The organism is Shewanella oncorhynchi (assembly GCF_030848765.1).
GTDB classification, from domain to species: domain Bacteria; phylum Pseudomonadota; class Gammaproteobacteria; order Enterobacterales; family Shewanellaceae; genus Shewanella; species Shewanella oncorhynchi.
The window spans coordinates 1-19,747 of the sequence record NZ_CP132914.1; the positions used below are offsets into that span (position 1 = coordinate 1).

A 19,747-nucleotide genomic window follows, 5' to 3' on the forward strand; every position below is an offset into this window, starting at 1 on the left:
GTGGCTGTTTCACTTTGGCAACAATGTATCGGACGACTGCAAGATGAGCTTTCTGCTCAGCAGTTCAGTATGTGGATCAGACCGTTACAAGCCGAAATGGATGGAGATACTCTGGTGCTTTATGCGCCCAACCGCTTCGTGCTTGATTGGGTCAGAGATAAGTACATCAATATCATTAATCAGTTCTTTACTGAGCAAATGGGTAGCGACGCGCCTAAATTGCGTTTCGATATAGGTAGTCGTCCTTCGGCGAAAAAGCCTAGTGTTCCAGCACCGATTGCGCCAACTCGTGTAGCGAATACCCAAACTAAAGCGACGGTAGGCACGACGTTTAATGTCCAAGCCGAGCCTATGGCGAACGCGAATCACCGCAGTAACATTAATCCGAGCTACCAGTTTGATAACTTCGTAGAAGGTAAGTCTAACCAATTAGGTAAGGCTGCGGCGTTACAAGTGGCTGAAAATCCGGGTGGTGCTTATAACCCACTATTTTTATATGGCGGAACAGGTCTAGGTAAGACTCACTTGTTGCACGCTGTCGGTAACGGGATCATTAAAAATAATCCTAATGCCAAAGTGGTTTACATGCATTCCGAGCGTTTTGTCCAGGACATGGTTAAAGCGCTGCAAAACAACGCGATCGAAGAATTTAAACGTTATTACCGTAGCGTCGATGCCTTGTTTATCGATGATATTCAATTTTTTGCCAATAAAGACAGATCCCAAGAAGAATTCTTCCATACCTTCAATGCGTTGCTTGAAGGAAATCACCAAATTATTTTGACTTCAGATCGTTATCCAAAAGAGATCGACGGTGTTGAAGACAGATTGAAATCGCGTTTCGGTTGGGGTTTAACTGTGGCAATTGAGCCACCAGAGTTAGAAACCCGCGTAGCGATTTTGATGCGTAAAGCTCAAGAGAGCGGCATTAACTTGCCCGATGAAGTGGCTTTCTTTATTGCTAAGCGTTTACGTTCAAACGTACGCGAGCTAGAAGGGGCATTAAACCGCGTTATCGCCAACGCTAACTTCACGGGTCGGCCAATTACTATTGATTTTGTTCGTGAAGCCTTACGTGACCTCTTGGCACTTCAAGAAAAATTAGTCACTATAGACAATATTCAGAAAACCGTAGCTGAATACTACAAGATCAAGATGGCTGATATGTTGTCTAAGCGTCGTTCACGCAGTGTCGCGCGCCCAAGGCAAGTTGCAATGGCGTTATCCAAAGAATTAACTAACCAAAGCTTGCCGGAAATTGGTGATGCTTTTGGTGGTCGAGATCACACCACAGTGTTGCATGCCTGTCGTAAGATTGCTCAGCTACGGGAAGAGAGCCACGACATTAAAGAAGATTATGCTAATTTGATTAGAACCTTATCTTCTTAAAACAAGGAATTTGGACACGATGAAATTCTCAATTGATAGGGATGCCCTATTAAAGCCGTTGCAATTGGTGTGTGGTGCGGTAGAAAGACGCCATAACTTGCCCATTTTGTCTAACCTCCTTGTAGAAGTAAGTGGTCACTCACTTAAGCTGACTGGTACAGATTTAGAAGTCGAACTCGTGGGCCAAGCAGTGGTTCACGGTGATATCGAAGAAGGTCGTACTACGGTTCCGGCGAAGAAACTGCTCGATATTGTTAAGTCTTTGCCAGAACAAAGCGAACTGAAAGTCGAACAACAAGATAATAAATGGTTGCTGCGTTCAGGTCGTAGCCGTTTTTCCTTAGCGACTTTGCCCGCAGAAGAATACCCCAACGTTGAAGCCTTCCAAGCTGAGATTGAATTTAGCTTGAAGCAGGGCGTGTTGAAGTCAATTATCGACTCGACGCAGTTTTCAATGGCTAACCAAGATGTACGCTATTACCTCAACGGTTTATTGTTTGAAACTGAAGGTAATGTGTTGCGTGCGATAGCGACCGACGGCCATCGTTTAGCCTTAAGTCATCGTACGATTGAAGCACAATTACCGGAAAAACAAGTCATTGTGCCTCGTAAAGGCGTAATTGAAATGGCGCGCTTATTGGAGTCTGACGATCTCGATATCACCATTGCTATTGGTGATAATGCTATTCGTGCCACCACGGCTAACACAGTATTTACCAGTAAATTAGTCGATGGTCGCTTCCCTGATTATCGCCGTGTATTGCCAAAGGGCGGTGATAAAATTGTGATTGCGAGTCGTAATCACCTGAAGCAAGCGCTGACGCGGGCTTCTATTTTATCCAATGAAAAATTCCGTGGTGTGCGTATTCAACTCGAAAATGGTCTGCTCAAGATCACCGCTAATAACCCTGAACAGGAAGAAGCGGAAGAAATCATCGATGTGGAATACAACAATCAGGCCTTAGAAATTGGTTTTAACGTCAGTTACTTACTGGACGTGCTCAACAACCTTAAGTCCGATGATGTGCGTATCACGCTCATTGATGGTAACTCCAGCGCCCTAATCGAAAACCATTTGGAAGAAGATTCCATGTATGTGGTTATGCCGATGCGCTTATAAACCATCGATTTTTACGTTACCCGTGTCTGTACCTCTGTCTTTGATGTCTATGCCGCTTAACGGCGGCACAGTGTTTAATGCACAGCATTGGCCATTCCTTCACTCATTTACTGATAGTCTTAGCCTGTGGCAGCGATTGAGTTGCTCGTTAAGTGCTATGAATCCTTGCCTACGCCGTTTACGCGGCTTAATGAGTAATGCATGAGCCTGACCCGTCTCAATATCGAAGCGTTTCGCAACATTCAGTCCGCACAGTTAATCCCAGCACCTGGGATTAACGTGATTTATGGTCAAAATGGCAGCGGAAAAACCAGTATTTTAGAAGCCATTTATTTCCTCGGTATGGGGCGCTCGTTTCGCAGTCATTTATCCCAACGAGTGATTAATCACGATGACGATAAGTTAACGCTATTTGCGACTTTAAATTTAGCGCGCGGTGACAGTAAAATTGGTTTACGCCGATTTCGCAATGGTGAGACGGAAGTGAAAATCGACGGCGAAAAAGTCAAACGTCTGTCGACCTTAGCCGAAGCTTTACCTATTCAAGTGATCACACCTGAAAGCTTTTCTTTACTGTTTGAAGGCCCAAAATCCCGTCGACAATTTATTGATTGGGGCGCATTTCATGCTGACCCACAGTTTTATGGCGCTTGGACGAATGTTCGTCGCGTTCTTAAGCAAAGAAATCAATTACTTAGGAACAGTTCAGCTTACAGTCATATTCAATTTTGGGACCAAGAGTTTGTGCGCTATGCCGAGCAGGTCACCGAAATACGAAACCATTATGTAGACTCGTTAAATGAGCTACTTAAGGGTATAATCGGGGAGTTTTTACCGAGTGTAGATGTGAAGGTTTCATTTACGCGCGGCTGGGATAGTAAAACGGATTTTGCAGAACTACTCGAAAACCAATATTCCAGAGATTTGGCCACAGGTCATACCGTCAGCGGTCCCCATAAAGCTGACCTTAGACTTCGTGTAGGCACTTTGCCGGCGCAGGATGCCCTGTCCCGTGGTCAATTGAAATTATTAGTCTGTGCACTGCGTATTGCACAGGGAAAGTTGCTCAAACAACAAATAGATAAAAACAGTATTTATCTTGTGGACGATCTTCCGTCCGAGTTGGATGCACAGCATAGGCAGCTATTGCTTAAGCAGTTAACGGATACCGGAGCACAAGTTTTTGTGACCGCCATTGATCCTGCTGCAATAGTCGATTCGTTACACACGCCTCCCAGTAGGATGTTTCATGTGGAACAGGGACGTGTAACGGTAATTGAATAACCATTGAGAGAATAATATGTCAGAGAATAGTTACGATTCTTCGAGTATTAAGGTCCTTAAGGGCCTTGATGCAGTACGTAAGAGACCTGGGATGTATATTGGTGACACCGACGACGGTACGGGTCTACATCATATGGTGTTCGAAGTAGTCGATAACTCTATCGATGAAGCCTTAGCCGGCCACTGTAGCGATATTACGATTACTATCCATGTAGATGGTTCGGTTTCTGTTAAGGATGACGGCCGTGGTATCCCGGTCTCTATCCATGAGGAAGAAGGCGTATCGGCGGCAGAAGTTATTATGACGGTATTGCATGCCGGCGGTAAGTTCGACGATAACTCCTATAAAGTGTCTGGCGGTCTCCACGGCGTGGGTGTATCGGTTGTAAACGCTTTATCTAAAAAGCTGCAAATGACCATTCGTCGTGCTGGCAAAGTATACGAGCAGTTTTATACTCACGGTGTACCTGATGCGCCGATCAAAGAGATTGGTGACGCGACTAAAACTGGTACCGAAATCCGTTTTTGGCCAAGTGAAGATACCTTCAGCGATGTTGAGTTTCACTTTGAAATTCTGGCAAAGCGTGTGCGTGAACTGTCTTTCCTTAACTCAGGCGTGGGTATTCGTCTGGTTGATGAACGCGACAATAAAAATGAATTCTTTAAATACGAAGGCGGTATTAGCGCATTCGTCGATTACCTGAACCGTAACAAAACCCCAGTCAACAAAGATGTATTCCACTTTATGCAAGAGCGTGAAGATGGCATTACCGTTGAAGTGGCTATGCAGTGGAATGACGGTTATCAAGAAAATATTTTCTGTTTTACCAACAACATCCCACAGCGTGATGGTGGTACTCACTTAGTCGGTTTCCGTAGTGCGTTGACACGTAACCTCAACAGCTACATGGAAAACGAAGGCTATAACAAGAAAGGCAAAACCAGCGCGACTGGCGACGATGCCCGCGAAGGCTTGACTGCCGTTATCTCTGTTAAAGTGCCAGATCCTAAGTTCAGCTCGCAAACCAAAGACAAACTGGTTTCTAGTGAAGTGAAAACCGCGGTTGAACAAACCATGGGTGAGAAGCTGAACGATTATCTGCTGGAAAACCCAGCTGATGCGAAGTTGATCGTCGGTAAGATTGTCGATGCGGCCCGTGCCCGTGAAGCGGCGCGTAAAGCTCGTGAAATGACCCGTCGTAAAGGCGCACTCGATTTAGGTGGTTTGCCAGGTAAGCTGGCTGATTGCCAAGAAAAAGATCCTGGTCTTTCAGAAATTTACATAGTGGAAGGTGACTCTGCTGGCGGTAGCGCTAAGCAGGGACGTAACCGTAAGAACCAAGCGATTCTGCCACTGAAAGGTAAAATTCTAAACGTTGAGAAGGCCCGCTTCGATAAGATGTTGTCTTCTCAAGAAGTGGCCACACTGATCACGGCACTTGGCTGTGGTATTGGTCGCGACGAATATAACCCAGATAAAACCCGTTATCACAACATCATCATCATGACGGATGCTGACGTCGACGGCTCGCACATTCGTACTTTGCTGTTGACCTTCTTCTTCCGTCAAATGCCTGAATTGATTGAACGTGGTTATGTGTATATTGCTCAGCCGCCTTTATTTAAAGTGAAAAAGGGCAAGCAAGAACAGTATTTGAAAGATGAGCCAGCATTGACTCAATACCTCACGACTCAAGCATTGGATGGCACTGTTGTGTATCCAACGCAAGGTGCGATTGGTATGTCAGGTGAGCCGTTAGAGCGTTTAGTGACTCAGTATCGTGAAGTGGAAGCCATTGTGGCTCGTTTAGAGCAGCGCTATCCAACGCACATTACTAACCGTATGCTTTACCATCCAATGATCACCAACGAGATGTTGGCCGATGAAGGCAAGATGAAAGAGTGGATCGATGCCTTTATCCATGAGCTGGTGGAAATGGAAAACAGCGGTGTACTGTATTCTGCTGAGCCGATTCTCGATCCTGAGCGTAAAGTGTATCTGCCTAAGATCACCATTCGTAAGCACGGTATCGATACTAACTATCTGTTTACTTATGACTTCTTCCAATCAAGCGATTATCAACGTATCGGTAAGTTAGGTGCGGCGTTAGATGGCATGATTGAAGAAGGCGGCTATGTACAACGCGGCGATCGTGTTAAAGAAGTCGGCAGCTTCCTCGAAGCGCTAGATTGGACGATTTCTGAAGCCAAACGCGGTTTATACATTCAACGTTATAAAGGATTGGGTGAGATGAACCCAGAGCAATTGTGGGAAACTACAATGGATCCTGAATCACGCCGTATGTTGCAAGTCACGATTGATGATGCCGTAGGTGCCGATCAGTTGTTCACTTGTTTGATGGGTGATCAAGTTGAACCTCGTCGTGAGTTCATCGAAGCTAACGCATTGAACGTGGCTAACTTAGACGTTTAATGCTAGATGTATAATATTAGACGTGTAATGCGTGTTAAGTGACACGCGTTAGTACTTGAATGATGAAGGGAAAGCCAAGGCTTTCCCTTTTTTATCTCTATGATTTATCTCTTTATCGATCAATACCCGCTTCATCCGCTGCAACAATTTCAGTCTCTGCTTTAGCCGCATTAATCCACGCCTGCATTTCCGGACAGCTGATCACATGCTGCATATAGGCACGGCTTGCCTGCGAGACTTCAATATCGTAGGTAAGAAAACGCATAACCACAGGGGCAAACATCATGTCGGCAATCGACCATTGGCCAAATAACCAAGTACCTTCGGCATGTGATGGGGCAAACTCGGCCATCTGTGCAGACCAAATCGCATCGATGCGCTCAATGTCTTTGCGGACCGCATCAGTGAGCTCAACATAGCGCCTCGCGCGTATGTTCATTGGTAGAGCGTTACGCACGGCATTAAAGCCTGAATGCATTTCACTGGCAATCGATCTAGCCTTGGCTTTTTGTTTAGTATCTTGCGGCCATGCGCTACCGGCAAGATAGGTGTCATTGAGGTATTCACAAATTGATAGTGAATCCCATACCGTAATGTCACCATCGACTAATGTCGGTACTTTTAACGTCGGCGAAATGGCTTTGAGTTGCTGATAGAAGCTGTCGGTATCGAGTTGCAGTAATACTTCGTTGAACTGCACGCCAGATTTTGCGGCCATTAACCAAGCTCGCAGTGACCAGCTAGAGTAATTTTTATTGCCGATATAAAGATCCATTGTTTGTCCTTGAGTGAAATGCAGTGTTTCTGCAAAGCTACTATATGGACTCATTTCACCTATGACTAATGAATATTTTACCCTTTCTACATCCGCTAATACGCTTCATTTCTCTTGAGCTTACGAGTCACTTTTATTGAATTTAAACGACCCACAGCATTGAGATAATTTAACCATATCTTAATTACTTTGTTCGATGGATTCTGTCGAGATAAAGGCTAATTGGCGAGATAAATGGATGTGGCAGCGAGTGATTTACCCCGTAAGTGCACTGATTTTTATGCTATCGGCGGTGGCAAACGCCGATGAGGCAAATAAGTTATTGAATATGTGTAAGGCCTGTCATGGCGAGTCCGGTGTGAGTCGTTTTGAGCATATTCCTAACATCGGATGGCAAAACTCAGAATACCTATTGAAGCAACTGCGAGCCTTTAAGACGGGGGATCGCCAAGATCCCACTATGACTAAAGTCGCCCAACTCTTGACTGAGGCTGATATGCAGCTGATGGCGGATTACTTTTACCTCGGAAAGGATAAATAATATGGATCTTAATCGTCGGGTTTTTATTAAAGGTGCGGTAGCGACTTCTGTTTTATCTGCCTTACCCGTTAAGTGGGTATTTGCCGATCAGCTTCCCGCAGAGGTCATTCCTCTGGATATATCAGCATTAACTTGGACTAAGGGTGAGGACTTGCCGAGTTATTTCAAAGTGTTAAACACTCATCCACTTAATGCGTTTCCGCCGGAGCATAAGCTCGCTCCAGCTGTGACGCCTGCCGATGCCTCGTTTATCCGTTGGAATGGCATAGTGCCTGACTTTAAGGCGTTAGATGCTAAAACTTGGACTTTTCAAGTGGATGGTGAGTCTGTTATCACCCCAAAAACCTACACAATTGATGAACTTAAGCGCCGTTTTAAGCATTACACATTGCAGTTACTGATTGAATGTGGTGGTAATAGCCGTTCAGGCTTCTTTCCTAGCACTAAAGGCAATCAATGGAATAATGCCGGCGTATTTTGTTCTGAGTGGACAGGTGTCTTAGTGAGTGATGTGCTTAAGGATTGCGGTATTAAAGCTGATGCTGTTTACACAGGCCATCACGGTGTTGATCGGCATTTGAGCGGCAAAGGTGAGGCGATTTCACGCGGCGTACCAATAAAGGCGGCGCTCGAAGAGCTTGGGCTTATTGCATGGTCGATGAATGGTGAGGACATTCCTTATCTACATGGATATCCCTTACGTATTGTGTTTGGTGGACGGCCAGGATCCGTTTCGCAAAAAGCAGCGACGGGGATCAGTGTGCGTAATAAAGTCCATGATGGACATAAAATGGAAGCACCAGCGTATCAACTCCCTAAATATCCGATAGCGCCAGGTGAGTCTGTTGATGATAAAGACTATAAAATCATTGAAGAAATGATAGTGAAGTCATTGATCACTCAACCCCAATCTGGAACCGAATTAGCTGTGGGTCAAAAGATGACTATCGCAGGCCATGCTTGGGCGGGATTACGGGAAGTGGTTAAGGTGGAAGTCAGTTACGATTATGGCACCCGTTGGTTTGCCGCTGAATTAGAAAAACCTAAAAACATAACAGCATGGCAGCAATGGAAGATTGAATTGCAATTACCGTCGCAGGGCTATTATGAAATCTGGGCCAAAGCGACCGATAGTGAAGGTGATAGTCAGCCTGTCGTACAACCGCAATGGAATCCTAAGGGATATATGTTTAACGGCTGCCACCGTATTGCCGTTAGGGTGGTGTGATGAAGTCACATATCAATAAACTGATATTGCTTGGGTTAGTGGCATCCAGTATTTCGCTAGCTGCTGAGTATCCAGTGGACCCTAAATCGGGTTTGATCATGGCTCCTGGCTGGGAGTTAGTGAATTATCAATGTAATGCCTGCCATACCAGTATGATAGTTACCCAAAATCGCGGTGATAAAGCCTTTTGGAAAGAGACTTTGCAGTGGATGATAGACACTCAGGGTTTATGGGACTTGTCGGATACTTGGGAGCCGACCTTGAGTTATCTAAGCACTCATTATGGGCAGGCTGAAATGGATATGACGATCTTCAGACGTCTACCTTTAGAACCGAGCCTGCAGCCTGTGCTAGTTAACCCTTTCCCTAAGGAACCAAAATGAAAGCGATTATCATAAGTTTAATTGCGCTATGTGGCTTATCCACAGAGGTTAATGGAGAGGTTTATCAATCAGATATAGAGCGAGGTCAGGCATTGGCTACGGCACAGTGTGAGTCATGCCATGGCAATGCGGTGATCGCTATGGCCAAGCAATTCCCAAACTTAAAGGGACAAAAATTAGCTTATCTTAATAAACAGCTCGTCGATTTTAAAACCGGTTTACGACTCGATCCTTTGATGCAATCACAAGTCAGCGCGTTAAGCTCTGAGCAATTACAAGATGTGGCGCTGTTTTATAGCCAGCAAGTTACACCGAACCTAAGTGCGAATTAGCGCGAGCATAGTGTGTTATTTGAATTAAACCGATATAGGGTTTAGTAGGGAATACGGGGTGATATTTTGTAGATTTGATTATGTAGTGGTTCGTTAACCTAGGCTACGTTGTAGTCGATAGAAGTAGTCATGCCATTCTGCTTGCGCCGTTGCGGCTTGTTCATCGTCAACCAATTCGAATTTAACTGTCTGCCCAGGGCGAGTTTGCGCGAGTTTCCATAGATCGGCTTCAATAATCACGGCGATTTGAGGATGATTGCTGGTGGTCTTAGCATCGGCAAGTAACACTAAAGGTTGCCCCGAAGCTGACACTTGAATGACTCCGGGCTTGACTGTATGGGATTGAACGGGAAATGGTTTTGCTAAGGTCAATATTTCCCCGTTGAGTATTGCACTTGCACGATTGCTTTCTGCCGAAAGTTGCCACTGTGTTTGCCAGAATGTTTGCTGCGATTTCAACGAGAAGGCTTGGGTGTGCTTTGTTGCGAGTGCGCGAATATGCCCATTCCAGCTTTTTTGAATTGCGCCAACCTGCCTTCTTAGTGGATGAGCTGAACCTAAGGTCAGGTTATCGCCAGCTTCTAATGCGCGACCATGAAATCCACCGATACCTGAGGTTAAATCAGTAGCAGCAGAATCCATCACTAACGGCACTTTAACGCCGCCATCAATCGCAACATAGGCACGCATGCCTTTATTCCCCCCTCTAAGACTGAGTTTTTGTCCTGCCTTAATAAAGTAACGCCAGCCGCAAACTATGGGTTTATTGTCTATGCGGGCATCGAAATCGGCACCGGTTAAGGCAATCCAAGCATCACGTTTAAACAAAAAAATCGATTGGCCGAAGGTCAATTCCAGTACGGGTGTATTGTCTGGATTTGAGAGTAGGCGGTTTGCTAAACACAGTGCAGGTCTATCTAAGGCACCAGCTTGGGTTACGCCTAAATGTCGATATCCCATGCGTCCGATATCTTGAACTGTGGTTAGTGCACCCGCTTTTATTACCTCGATCATCAAATTTTCCGTTGTTAGCTCGCGAGTAGATTGTTAATCAATTAAAGGGAGACAAAATATGTATCCCTTTAGGAATGGTAGGCATATTGTCAGTTAAATGATGCTGAAATGTAAGTTTTTTGAGGTTTCAACTTGTAACCAAGATTGTCTTTGTAAAAGCAGTAATGGTGGGATAGAAGAAGTCCGAAATGAATTGAATATGTTACACTTAAGCTAAGTATTAGCCTGTCTACAATGTCTTAATACACGGCTTGAGCTGATCAAAATGGATTTATGATGGGCAATATTTAACTGACTTTTTAACAATTATTTATAATGACAGGTTGATGCTTCTTGATTAAATCACTTTTTAATAAACTCTTTAATATTCGCGATACGGCGACCGTTGAGAGACCCAAAAGTTTTTCAACGACGGACTTAGGTAAGTCGCTTGAACCTGCGCGAAAGCCAGCTAAACCTCTCGAAGACATTAGCGTGGTATCTGTCGATTTATCTGCACTCTTTTATAGTTTGTTATTTCCGACACGGGTTAAGGACACTGGCGGTGTAGCGAATAATCTTGAACGTAGAGTCATGGCGGAGATAGAGCAGGCCTTAGCATCGCCACAAGTCATCGCCGAAAAAGTGTTAAAGCTGCCGTCAAAGGTATTGGAGTTAGATCGTAAATTGTCCGACCCTCAGTTTGATATTAAGGATCTATTAGCGCTTATTGAGCGAGACCCTTTACTGAGTATTGAGGTGCTTAAGCTGTGTAATTCTCCCGCGTTTAAACGTAGCGATAGGGATATCACCAGTTTACAGCAGGCTTTGGTACAGCTTGGGCGCGAACAGTTGAGAAAATTTGTCACCACTTGTTTAGTGCGTGAAATGTTGGATATCAAACCAATCTATTTTCGTCGTTTTGGGGCTGAAATTTGGCGCCATTCGATGCAGGTTGCTTTTCTTGCCAGTGAGTTAAGCGATGAAGATCAAGATACGGCTTTTTTATTGGGCCTATTACACGATGTCGGCAAGTTGGCCATTTTTAAAATGCTACTCGATGCGTTTGTACAGGCAGAGCCGGGAGAACAGCCTAATTCTGGATTATTTAGACAAGTGATGACGACGAAATCGTTAACCTTGAGTTCATTGCTTGCTAAGCATTGGCAGTTACCCAATACCTTTGAAACAGAATTAGACAAGCTTGCCAGTGTGAACTCGCGCCCGCAAGCGGGGCTCGCCTCAGTGGTATGGCGGGCGAATGTGATTAGCGAGATTTCTATGCTGCATCAAGCAGGGCAATTATCCCCTGAGATACTGGCGAATTTACTGCAGCAAGTTAACTTAGATCAAACTCAATTTGATAGCTTACATCAAAAACTGCTGCAGTTCTGATTGGGCAATTTAATACGTTTGGTATAAGAAATCAGGACAATAAAAAACGCGCTATTGAGCGCGTTTTTTTATAAAGCGATAATTTAAAAAACCTTAGTATCGTTATTGCAGTAGTGATATATCCGCTACGTGCAGGAACTGCTCGCGTAGATTATTCAACAATGCTAAACGATTGTTTTTCAAAGCTTCATCATCCGCCATAACCATTACATCTTCGAAGAACTGATCCACGCTTTCACGTAGGGCAGCTAACAAGGTTAAGGCTTGTTGGTAATCGGCATTGGCAAACAAAGGCGCCAATTGCGGTTGCAGCTCGTTCAATTTGGCCGCCAATGCTTGCTCTGCGGCTTCGGTCAACAAACTTGCATTGATCGTTGTCGGTAAAGCGCCTTCAACCTTAGCCAGAATGTTAGATACACGTTTGTTCGCTGCTGCAAGTGCGCCAGAAGCTTCTAGGCTTCTAAAGTGTGATACCGCATTGATACGACTATCAAAATCAGCTGGGCGTGTTGGGCGACGTGCTAGCACGGCTAAGATCACATCAACACCAATACCTTTATCTTGATACCAAGCGCGGAAGCGAGCCATTAAGAACTCTAACACTTCGTCGCTTGCATTGGCGTTGCTTAAGTTAGTACCGTGGAGCTCCTGAGCTTTAGCAATCAGCGTTACTAAGTCCAGTGGCAGTTTGTTCTCAACGATAATACGCAGCACACCGATGGCGGCACGGCGTAGGGCAAAGGGATCGGCTGCGCCTTTTGGTGCTTGGCCAATACCAAAGATACCGACTAAAGTATCGAGCTTGTCTGCTAATGCGACTGCGCAAGATACACCAGCACTAGGCACTGTATCGCCAGAGAACTTAGGCTTGTATTGCTCTTCCATTGCAACCGCAACGGCTTCGGTTTCACCATCGAGGCGGGCGTAGTGCATGCCCATAGTGCCTTGAGTGTCGGTAAACTCCATCACCATCTTGGTCATCAAATCGGTTTTAGATAACAAACCTGCACGAGCTGCATCAACCGCATTCGCGCCAGTTTGCTCGGCAATAAAGGCGGCTAGGGCAGAAATACGATTCACTTTGTCTTTTAAGGTACCGAGCTGCTGTTGGAACAGGACGGTTTCAAGACTTGGTAAACGCGATTCCAGCGTGTGTTTTTTATCGGTATTAAAAAAGAACTCGGCGTCGGCAAGACGTGGACGAACGACTTTCTCGTTACCAGAGATAATTTGCGCGGGATCTTTAGATTCGATATTGGCCACAAAGATAAAGTTTGGCAGTAACTTGCCTGCATCATCAAAGACTGGGAAGTATTTTTGGTCGCCTTTCATGGTATAGACCAAAGCTTCAGACGGTACGGCTAGAAATTTTTCTTCGAAGCTAGCGGTCAATACCACAGGCCATTCAACCAAAGAGGTGACCTCTTCAAGCAGGCTATCTTCGATATCCGCTGTGCCACCAATCTTAGCCGCGGCTTTTTCGGCATCGGCTTTGATTAACGCTTTACGACTTTCGTAATCGGCGATGACTTTGCCTTTTTCTTTTAGGTCGGCAAGGTAGTGATCAGCATGGGCTAATTCAAACTGCTTTAGGCCCATAAAACGGTGACCGCGAACAGTGCGCGCCGATTTAATACCCAGCAATTCACCTTCAATCAACTCACTGCCTAACAAGATAGTGGCAGTATGAACGGGGCGAATAAATTGGGTTTTATTATTACCCCAACGCATTGGCTTAGGAATGGGCAATTTATCGAGGGCACGTTGCGCCATAGCGGCGATCAAACTTTTGGTTTCGACGCCTTCAACTTTGGCGTTATGGACTAACCATTCGCCTTTATCTGTGACTAAACGTTCGGCTTGCTCAACGGTAATGCCATTACCACGTGCCCAACCTTCAGCGGCTTTAGTCGGTTTGCCTTCAGCATCGAATGCTGAACTCACGGCGGGGCCACGTTTCTCAACCACTTTGTCAGCTTGCGCAAGGGCAAGTTCAGTGACGTTAATTGCCAGACGACGTGGCGCTGCGTACCAAACGGCTGAGCTGAACGCTAAATCGGCTTTGGTGAGTTCTTCAGTAAAGTTAGCTAAAAAGGATTCAGCCAGTTTACGCAGTGACTTAGGGGGTAATTCTTCCGTACCTAACTCTATGAGTAAGTTTTCAAAATTCATGTTTTTACCTCTACTTACACATTGGGAAGCCAAGCGCTTCGCGTGCCTGATAATAAGATTCAGCGACCGCTTTCGCCATAGTACGAACACGTAAGATGTAACGCTGACGTTCAGTCACTGAAATGGCATGGCGGGCATCGAGCAGGTTGAAGGCGTGTGAGGCTTTCATCACTTGCTCGTAGGCGGGCAGAGGTAAAGGTTTTTCTAGCGACAATAAATGCTGACACATTTTTTCGCACTGATCGAACAGGGTGAACATAAAGTCCACATCGGCGTGCTCGAAGTTATAGGTCGATTGCTCGACTTCGTTTTGATGGAACACATCGCCATAGGTGATTAGGCCTAGTGGACCATCGGTCCATACGAGATCATAAACACTATCTACGCCTTGGATATACATGGCCAGACGCTCTAGGCCATAGGTGATTTCACCTGTGACTGGGCTGCATTCGATGCCGCCGACCTGTTGGAAGTAAGTAAACTGAGTCACTTCCATGCCATTAAGCCAGACTTCCCAGCCTAAGCCCCAAGCACCTAGTGTTGGTGATTCCCAGTTATCTTCTACAAAGCGGATATCGTGGATTTGAGTATCAATACCCAGTGCTTGTAGTGAGCCTAAATATAGCTCTTGAATATTGTCAGGTGAAGGCTTCAACACGACTTGGAATTGGTAGTAGTGCTGCAGACGGTTAGGGTTTTCACCGTAACGACCATCCGTAGGGCGGCGCGATGGCTGCACATAGGCACTGCTCATAGGTTCAGGCCCTAAAGAGCGTAGGAAAGTTTGTGGGTGGAATGTACCAGCACCGACTTCCATATCTAGAGGTTGAACTATTGCACAGCCTTGCTGTGCCCAATATTCCTGCAGGGTGAGAATGAAACCCTGAAATGTTTTTACGTCGTGTTTTGTCGTCATGTCTACTTGTCTACTGCCGTCAGCCTGAATAGAAAATGGGTTCGATTATACCTTGTAGATATCTGCTTATGTAGGTTATTTTTTACCTTCTTAATTAAAACAATAAGGTTATATACCATGGAAGAGATCCGCTGTGGCTGGGTAAGTGATGATCCCTTGTATCGTGAGTATCACGACAACGTGTGGGGGCGACCTGTTTATGATCCAAAGGAGCTGTTTGCTAAGTTGTGTTTAGATGGTCAACAGGCCGGATTATCTTGGATAACTATCCTGAAGAAGCAACAAAACTATGAACAGGCCTTTGCTAATTTTGAACCTGAGATTATTGCGACTTTCGATGAGGCGAAGGTAGAGGAGCTCATGTTGAATCCCGGTATAGTGCGCAATCGCTTGAAGGTGAACTCTATCATCAAGAATGCTAAAGGTTATTTAGCCTATACTGCAGATGGGAAGGATTTCTCTGCATTTTTATGGAGCTTTGTGGGCGGAAAACCCATAGTTAATCAGATTACGGCAATGTCGCAGGTTCCTGCACAAACACCAGAATCTGAAGCCATGTCAAAAGCGTTGAAGAAACTCGGATTCAATTTTGTCGGCCCAACCATTTGTTATGCCTTTATGCAGGCGGTGGGTATGGTGAACGATCACCTTGTCGAGTGTATTGCTTATCAGGCCTGTGTCGATTCTTGTGTTGAGCATAGCCACTAGAATCATTAATCGTTGAGCTGACTGATATTAAAGAAAACTCTTGTAGAGTATCCAAATACAAAAAAGCATGTTCCACGTGGAACATGCTTTTTGAGCTTCGCTGGAACTCATCTTGTTAAACTTAAACGGTCTCAACAGGAAAGCTATTCTCCTTAGACTTGAAAGTAGCCCTTAGAGTTTCTCAAAGAAAAACGGCTTACGCTGTGCTTTATCCCCATTAAGTTCATTCATAGTCTCTGCATCAAATAACTTACCATTGACCATAGTATGAGTGACTTTGTCGGTGACACGAATGTTGGCTAATGGATCACCATCAATAACGATCAAGTCTGCGAGCTTACCTTCTTTGATAGAACCGAGTTGCCGCTCCATGCCAAAGGTCGTCGCTGGATTAATGGTGGCCGTTTTCAACACTTCCATATTGCTCATGCCGCCTTGGGCAAACATCCACATTTCCCAGTGTGCTGCTAAACCCTCACGTTGGCCGTGAGCGCCGATATTAGGGTGAACACCTAACTTATTGAGCTCGTTAGCCACCTTAGCAACATTGAAATGATTGTAGTGGCTCTCTGGTGCATGGGGGCGTCGCATTGATCTCGCTTGCAAAATATCGGCTGGCACATACATGGATAGACGTGGATGTGCCCACACATCGGTTTTATCATACCAGTAGTTTTCACCAGAAATACCACCATAGGCAACCACTAAGGTTGGCGTGTAACCAACTTGAGTCTGGCTCCAAAACTGTTTGATATCGTTATAGATTGAACCAACGGGGAGTGAGTGCTCAATCGTAGTATGTCCATCGGCGACCATGCTTAAATTATGTTGCAGCAAGCTGCCACCTTCAGGCACGACCATCATTTCGAGTTCACGTGCTGCGGCTATGACTTGCTGTCTCTGATTGCGGCGCGGTTGGTTATAGCTTTTTACGCTAAAGGCTCCAACTTTTTTCAGGCGTTCAAGATGGAATTTGGCATCATCTAGTGAGTCTATGTGCGATGTGTAGCCAGGCGCATTGGCACCATAAAGTATAGTGCCGGTGGAGAATATTCGTGGGCCAACAATATTACCTGCTTTTTGTTGCTCAGATGCGGCAAAGATTTCTGTGGTGTCATTCGAGGGATCGTGAATCGTGGTGACACCCAAGGATAAGCCTGAATACAGCGCCCAGTTCTGTTGTGGCACGATTTCATCATCCGCTTGCGGTCCATGGGCGTGGGCATCGAATAGTCCTGGCATAATGGATTTGCCTTTGATGTCGATGATCTGCGCATCCTTAGGAATCGCAACATTGGCATCGCCTACGGCGACAATATGATTGTCTTTGACTATGACCACACCATTATCAATCACCTGGTCATTTTCCATCGTAATCACTTTACCACCGACAAACGCGATTGTTCCACGTGGAACATCGGCCTTTTCGGTAAAGCCTAAATCGATAATGCTTGGTTGTGCCTTTTCATTTTTGTCGCGATATTGAGTGTCAACCTTGGCTTGGTACAGCTCGGGGCCAAGAGTCCAATATAGTTGGTCGTTTTTACTGTTCCAACTGATACTTTCGCCCGCACGGGCACTCAATTGGCTTACGGGTAGATTGCTGGCATTGGGGCCAATCTCAACTGTCTCACCGTGTTTTGCAAAAGGTGTTACCCAAACTTTAAAGCGTTCAGCAAAGGCGAGTTGCTCACCATCGGGTGAAACCCTGAATTCAGTTGCATGTTTGCTGCTGTAATGAACCCGTTTATCGAAGCCGTCTAAGTTGATGGATGATAACTGCGGCGTTTCATCTTCGCTGCTATTCATAAAAAAGACGCGATCGGCATTAGCACCGAATTGAGCTTGATAGCCATCGGCACTGATCTTGCTATTTTGTTTACCTTTTATATCGACTTTATATAGCCCAGGTTCCTGCGACCAAGTTCTTGGTGTGAGGTTACCGCCTTGAGTTTTACGATACACTACGAGTTCACCATTGGGTGAAAAGGTGGGTTCGACATACTTTCCTGGATCAGATGTTAGCTGCTTAGGTTTGCCACCTTTGGCGCTAATCATTTGCACTGTGCCTTGGTCTTGGTCATTCCACGTGGTGAAAACAATATTTTTACCATCGCGCGACCATTGGGGATAAAGTTCGGCAATATTTTTGTCTAGCTCAGTCAAGCGTGACATTCTGCCATCGGGTAAGGATTTTAACCAAATCTTACCCAGTGCTTCGAAGGCGACTTTGTTACCATCCGGTGAGACTTGCGCCATACGTAGCATTTTTACATCGAAAACGTCTTTATCGATATCTTGCTTAAAGCGCACCGAGGGCTGTATGGCTAACTCAGTTTTTACGCTGAAGGGGATATCTGTGAGTGTTTTACTGGCAACATTCAGACGATTAATCTTTCCCTTCGCCCAGAAGAAAATATCCTTGTTATCTTGAGTCCACGCCATTGTCGGGTAGACGCCATGAATCGCCCAAGTCTCTTGCATATCACGGTCTAGCTCTCCAAACAGTTTAGTGGTTTCACCAGACTTAAGGTCGAGCAGGTAGAGTGAAGATTGAAAATCATCGCGCTTAATATAGGCGAGCTTAGTGCTGTCTGGGCTCGGCGTTGGCCGAATCGCGCCACCCGTGCCTTCGATTAATACTTCAATCTCACCAGTTTGAGTATCGTAGCGTTTGATTTTGTAGATACCGTTGACCGAATCCTTTGAGTAATGGAATGTTTTACCCGGCGTGTCATCCTGACTAAAGTAGATATAGCGACCATCGGGTGAATACGCGGGTTCACCTAAATCTTTCTCATCATTAGGACGTTCGGTCAATTTAACGCCTTCACCACCCGCAACGTGGTATAGCCACACTTCGCCCGCACCTAAACTGCGGCTGGCGGTAAAGTGCTTACGGGCAACCAGATACTGGGAGTCTGGGCTCCACGCTGGACTGTTTAGTAGCCTGAAGGTTTCTTGGGTGACGGTTCTTGGGTTTTTACCATCGGCATCCATAATCCAAATGTTATCACCTCCATCGCCATCGGACGTAAAAGCAATGTGCTTGCCATCTGGGCTATAGACGGGCTGCATCTGCCAAGCTATGCCTTGGGCCAATGGCTTAGCTTCACCGCCTGTTACTGGAATTTGGTAGATGTCACCGAGTAAGTCGAAGACGATATGCTTACCATCTGGACTGACACTTAAGTTCATCCAAGTGCCTTCATTAACATCAACTTTTACTTGCACTAAGGGAGCATTCGCTGGAGCGTTAACATTCCAAGTCGATTCTTTCGTTTCTGTGGCGTTAACTGCGAGGGTATTCATCCCAAGAGTGAGGGCAATATAAAGCGGGGTAAGTTTAGAGTTAAACATGTCACTTCCTGTTATCGTTCTTATGGGCTACATGATCGGTATTAATCACAAGATAAAGTTTTGTTAATACTTGGTGTAGTTATCGCATAAATAGATAGGAAGGAAAACGTAAATACTGTTTCAATTGATGTTCGAGCTAGAAAGCTGATATTTATATTAGGATTGGGACAACAGAAATAGAACCAAGTTATTTGGTTCATTTATAGAGGAGTATGGAGAACTAGCTGAGATAGGCTGATTGGATTAGCTAGGAAAGAAAATTGCTATCTCATCACCTAGGTGGATCATGGCATCATTTAATACCCTGCATGTAACACCTCCTCGCCAATCTGGGGTGAGTGCGGCTTCTAAACCGACATGTGCAATTTCCATTTTTTTACAGGGATCGGTCTCACCTGTAATTTCAAGTAGTAACTCACCAATCTGTAAATGTTTACCAACATCTGCACTGCTAAATACCAGACCATCAACGAGCAGATTTGCTCTGCGAGTCGTCCAAGGTAATTCTGCCTCGATAGCACGACAGGCTTGTTGCCATTGTAGTTTGGAAAGCACAGTGACTTGGCGTTTGCCAGGACGACCAAATACATCTTTCTCTACACCATTTAACTGGGTGACATTGGCACAGAGAACCTCATTCATTGGGCCGCGCTTTACAGTTTTATAGGCAATTGCCAGCAGTTTTGGCATAGTTCCCCTCACATCCTTTTTTAATGA

General features: G+C 45.3%; 17 protein-coding genes. 11 read left to right on the top strand and 6 right to left on the bottom strand.

Going from position 1 to position 19,747, the window contains the following annotated elements; translation table 11 throughout:
• The 5 genes from dnaA to gyrB are packed head-to-tail and all read left to right on the top strand — an operon-like array spanning position 1 to position 6,227.
• Positions 1–1,389 (top strand): chromosomal replication initiator protein DnaA, encoded by a 1,389-nt coding sequence (gene dnaA, locus RA178_RS00005; RefSeq protein WP_006083826.1) that lies wholly within the window; start codon positions 1–3, stop codon positions 1,387–1,389.
• A 19-nt stretch (positions 1,390–1,408) separates the two neighbouring features.
• Positions 1,409–2,509 carry a DNA polymerase III subunit beta gene (gene dnaN / locus RA178_RS00010; RefSeq protein ID WP_105250803.1) on the top strand — a complete coding sequence of 367 codons (1,101 nt, stop codon included), beginning with the start codon at positions 1,409–1,411 and terminating at the stop codon, positions 2,507–2,509.
• Complete coding sequence (locus tag RA178_RS00015) at positions 2,484–2,714, top strand: hypothetical protein (RefSeq protein ID WP_147250508.1); 231 nt, start codon at positions 2,484–2,486, stop codon at positions 2,712–2,714. Before dnaN ends, RA178_RS00015 begins: the two co-directional genes overlap by 26 nt.
• On the top strand, positions 2,711–3,793 hold the full coding sequence (gene recF, locus RA178_RS00020) for a DNA replication/repair protein RecF (protein ID WP_306683996.1): 1,083 nt from the start codon (positions 2,711–2,713) through the stop codon (positions 3,791–3,793). The genes RA178_RS00015 and recF overlap by 4 nt, the downstream gene beginning before the upstream one ends.
• A 16-nt stretch (positions 3,794–3,809) precedes the next feature.
• On the top strand, positions 3,810–6,227 hold the full coding sequence (gene gyrB, locus RA178_RS00025; protein ID WP_113941413.1) for a DNA topoisomerase (ATP-hydrolyzing) subunit B: 2,418 nt from the start codon (positions 3,810–3,812) through the stop codon (positions 6,225–6,227).
• Between the two features lie 112 nt (positions 6,228–6,339).
• Here gyrB and RA178_RS00030 read toward each other — a convergent pair whose 3' ends face one another.
• On the bottom strand, positions 6,340–7,002 hold the full coding sequence (locus tag RA178_RS00030; protein WP_306685439.1) for a glutathione S-transferase family protein: 663 nt from the start codon (positions 7,000–7,002) through the stop codon (positions 6,340–6,342).
• A gap of 238 nt (positions 7,003–7,240) precedes the next feature.
• Here RA178_RS00030 and RA178_RS00035 point away from each other — a divergent pair, with 238 nt between their 5' ends.
• Genes RA178_RS00035 through RA178_RS00050 form a run of 4 tightly spaced genes read left to right on the top strand, consistent with a single transcriptional unit; the run spans position 7,241 to position 9,486 of the window.
• Positions 7,241–7,543: a c-type cytochrome gene (locus RA178_RS00035; RefSeq protein ID WP_306683997.1), complete on the top strand. Its 303-nt coding sequence runs from the start codon at positions 7,241–7,243 to the stop codon at positions 7,541–7,543.
• A 1-nt stretch (position 7,544) separates the two neighbouring features.
• Complete coding sequence (locus RA178_RS00040; protein ID WP_168827620.1) at positions 7,545–8,771, top strand: sulfite oxidase; 1,227 nt, start codon at positions 7,545–7,547, stop codon at positions 8,769–8,771.
• Positions 8,771–9,154 carry a cytochrome C gene (locus tag RA178_RS00045; RefSeq protein ID WP_306683999.1) on the top strand — a complete coding sequence of 128 codons (384 nt, stop codon included), beginning with the start codon at positions 8,771–8,773 and terminating at the stop codon, positions 9,152–9,154. The genes RA178_RS00040 and RA178_RS00045 overlap by 1 nt, the downstream gene beginning before the upstream one ends.
• On the top strand, positions 9,151–9,486 hold the full coding sequence (locus RA178_RS00050; RefSeq protein WP_173496103.1) for a c-type cytochrome: 336 nt from the start codon (positions 9,151–9,153) through the stop codon (positions 9,484–9,486). Before RA178_RS00045 ends, RA178_RS00050 begins: the two co-directional genes overlap by 4 nt.
• A gap of 93 nt (positions 9,487–9,579) precedes the next feature.
• Here the strand turns inward: RA178_RS00050 and RA178_RS00055 are convergent, their stop codons facing one another.
• Positions 9,580–10,500 (bottom strand): 5-oxoprolinase subunit C family protein, encoded by a 921-nt coding sequence (locus RA178_RS00055; protein WP_306684001.1) that lies wholly within the window; start codon positions 10,498–10,500, stop codon positions 9,580–9,582.
• Between the two features lie 333 nt (positions 10,501–10,833).
• Between RA178_RS00055 and RA178_RS00060 the strand changes: the two genes are divergently transcribed.
• On the top strand, positions 10,834–11,874 hold the full coding sequence (locus RA178_RS00060) for an HDOD domain-containing protein (RefSeq protein WP_306684002.1): 1,041 nt from the start codon (positions 10,834–10,836) through the stop codon (positions 11,872–11,874).
• A gap of 102 nt (positions 11,875–11,976) precedes the next feature.
• Here the strand turns inward: RA178_RS00060 and glyS are convergent, their stop codons facing one another.
• Together glyS and glyQ are read right to left on the bottom strand one after the other, a co-directional pair.
• Positions 11,977–14,046 (bottom strand): glycine--tRNA ligase subunit beta, encoded by a 2,070-nt coding sequence (gene glyS, locus RA178_RS00065; protein WP_306684004.1) that lies wholly within the window; start codon positions 14,044–14,046, stop codon positions 11,977–11,979.
• Between the two features lie 10 nt (positions 14,047–14,056).
• Positions 14,057–14,962 (bottom strand): glycine--tRNA ligase subunit alpha, encoded by a 906-nt coding sequence (glyQ, locus tag RA178_RS00070; RefSeq protein ID WP_006084781.1) that lies wholly within the window; start codon positions 14,960–14,962, stop codon positions 14,057–14,059.
• A gap of 117 nt (positions 14,963–15,079) precedes the next feature.
• Between glyQ and RA178_RS00075 the strand changes: the two genes are divergently transcribed.
• A complete protein-coding gene (locus RA178_RS00075; protein WP_306684006.1) occupies positions 15,080–15,670 on the top strand; it encodes a DNA-3-methyladenine glycosylase I in 591 nt (196 codons plus the stop codon).
• Positions 15,671–15,841: 171 nt separating this feature from the next.
• Here RA178_RS00075 and RA178_RS00080 read toward each other — a convergent pair whose 3' ends face one another.
• Both RA178_RS00080 and RA178_RS00085 read right to left on the bottom strand, forming a co-directional pair.
• Positions 15,842–19,030 (bottom strand): amidohydrolase family protein, encoded by a 3,189-nt coding sequence (locus RA178_RS00080; protein ID WP_306684008.1) that lies wholly within the window; start codon positions 19,028–19,030, stop codon positions 15,842–15,844.
• Between the two features lie 243 nt (positions 19,031–19,273).
• Positions 19,274–19,720 carry an MOSC domain-containing protein gene (locus tag RA178_RS00085; RefSeq protein WP_168827597.1) on the bottom strand — a complete coding sequence of 149 codons (447 nt, stop codon included), beginning with the start codon at positions 19,718–19,720 and terminating at the stop codon, positions 19,274–19,276.
• Positions 19,721–19,747: the final 27 nt, after the last annotated feature.

Excerpts from the sequence above, each read along its gene's own strand:
- glyQ (WP_006084781.1), bottom strand. The coding sequence starts at position 14,962 with ATGACGACAAAACACGACGTAAAAACATTTCAGGGTTTCATTCTCACC.
- RA178_RS00035 (WP_306683997.1), top strand. The coding sequence starts at position 7,241 with ATGTGGCAGCGAGTGATTTACCCCGTAAGTGCACTGATTTTTATGCTA.
- RA178_RS00075 (WP_306684006.1), top strand. The coding sequence starts at position 15,080 with ATGGAAGAGATCCGCTGTGGCTGGGTAAGTGATGATCCCTTGTATCGT.
- recF (WP_306683996.1), top strand. The coding sequence starts at position 2,711 with ATGAGCCTGACCCGTCTCAATATCGAAGCGTTTCGCAACATTCAGTCC.
- RA178_RS00085 (WP_168827597.1), bottom strand. The coding sequence starts at position 19,720 with ATGCCAAAACTGCTGGCAATTGCCTATAAAACTGTAAAGCGCGGCCCA.
- RA178_RS00030 (WP_306685439.1), bottom strand. The coding sequence starts at position 7,002 with ATGGATCTTTATATCGGCAATAAAAATTACTCTAGCTGGTCACTGCGA.
- glyS (WP_306684004.1), bottom strand. The coding sequence starts at position 14,046 with ATGAATTTTGAAAACTTACTCATAGAGTTAGGTACGGAAGAATTACCC.
- RA178_RS00050 (WP_173496103.1), top strand. The coding sequence starts at position 9,151 with ATGAAAGCGATTATCATAAGTTTAATTGCGCTATGTGGCTTATCCACA.
- gyrB (WP_113941413.1), top strand. The coding sequence starts at position 3,810 with ATGTCAGAGAATAGTTACGATTCTTCGAGTATTAAGGTCCTTAAGGGC.
- RA178_RS00015 (WP_147250508.1), top strand. The coding sequence starts at position 2,484 with ATGTGGTTATGCCGATGCGCTTATAAACCATCGATTTTTACGTTACCC.
- dnaN (WP_105250803.1), top strand. The coding sequence starts at position 1,409 with ATGAAATTCTCAATTGATAGGGATGCCCTATTAAAGCCGTTGCAATTG.
- RA178_RS00040 (WP_168827620.1), top strand. The coding sequence starts at position 7,545 with ATGGATCTTAATCGTCGGGTTTTTATTAAAGGTGCGGTAGCGACTTCT.
- RA178_RS00080 (WP_306684008.1), bottom strand. The coding sequence starts at position 19,030 with ATGTTTAACTCTAAACTTACCCCGCTTTATATTGCCCTCACTCTTGGG.
- RA178_RS00055 (WP_306684001.1), bottom strand. The coding sequence starts at position 10,500 with ATGATCGAGGTAATAAAAGCGGGTGCACTAACCACAGTTCAAGATATC.
- RA178_RS00045 (WP_306683999.1), top strand. The coding sequence starts at position 8,771 with ATGAAGTCACATATCAATAAACTGATATTGCTTGGGTTAGTGGCATCC.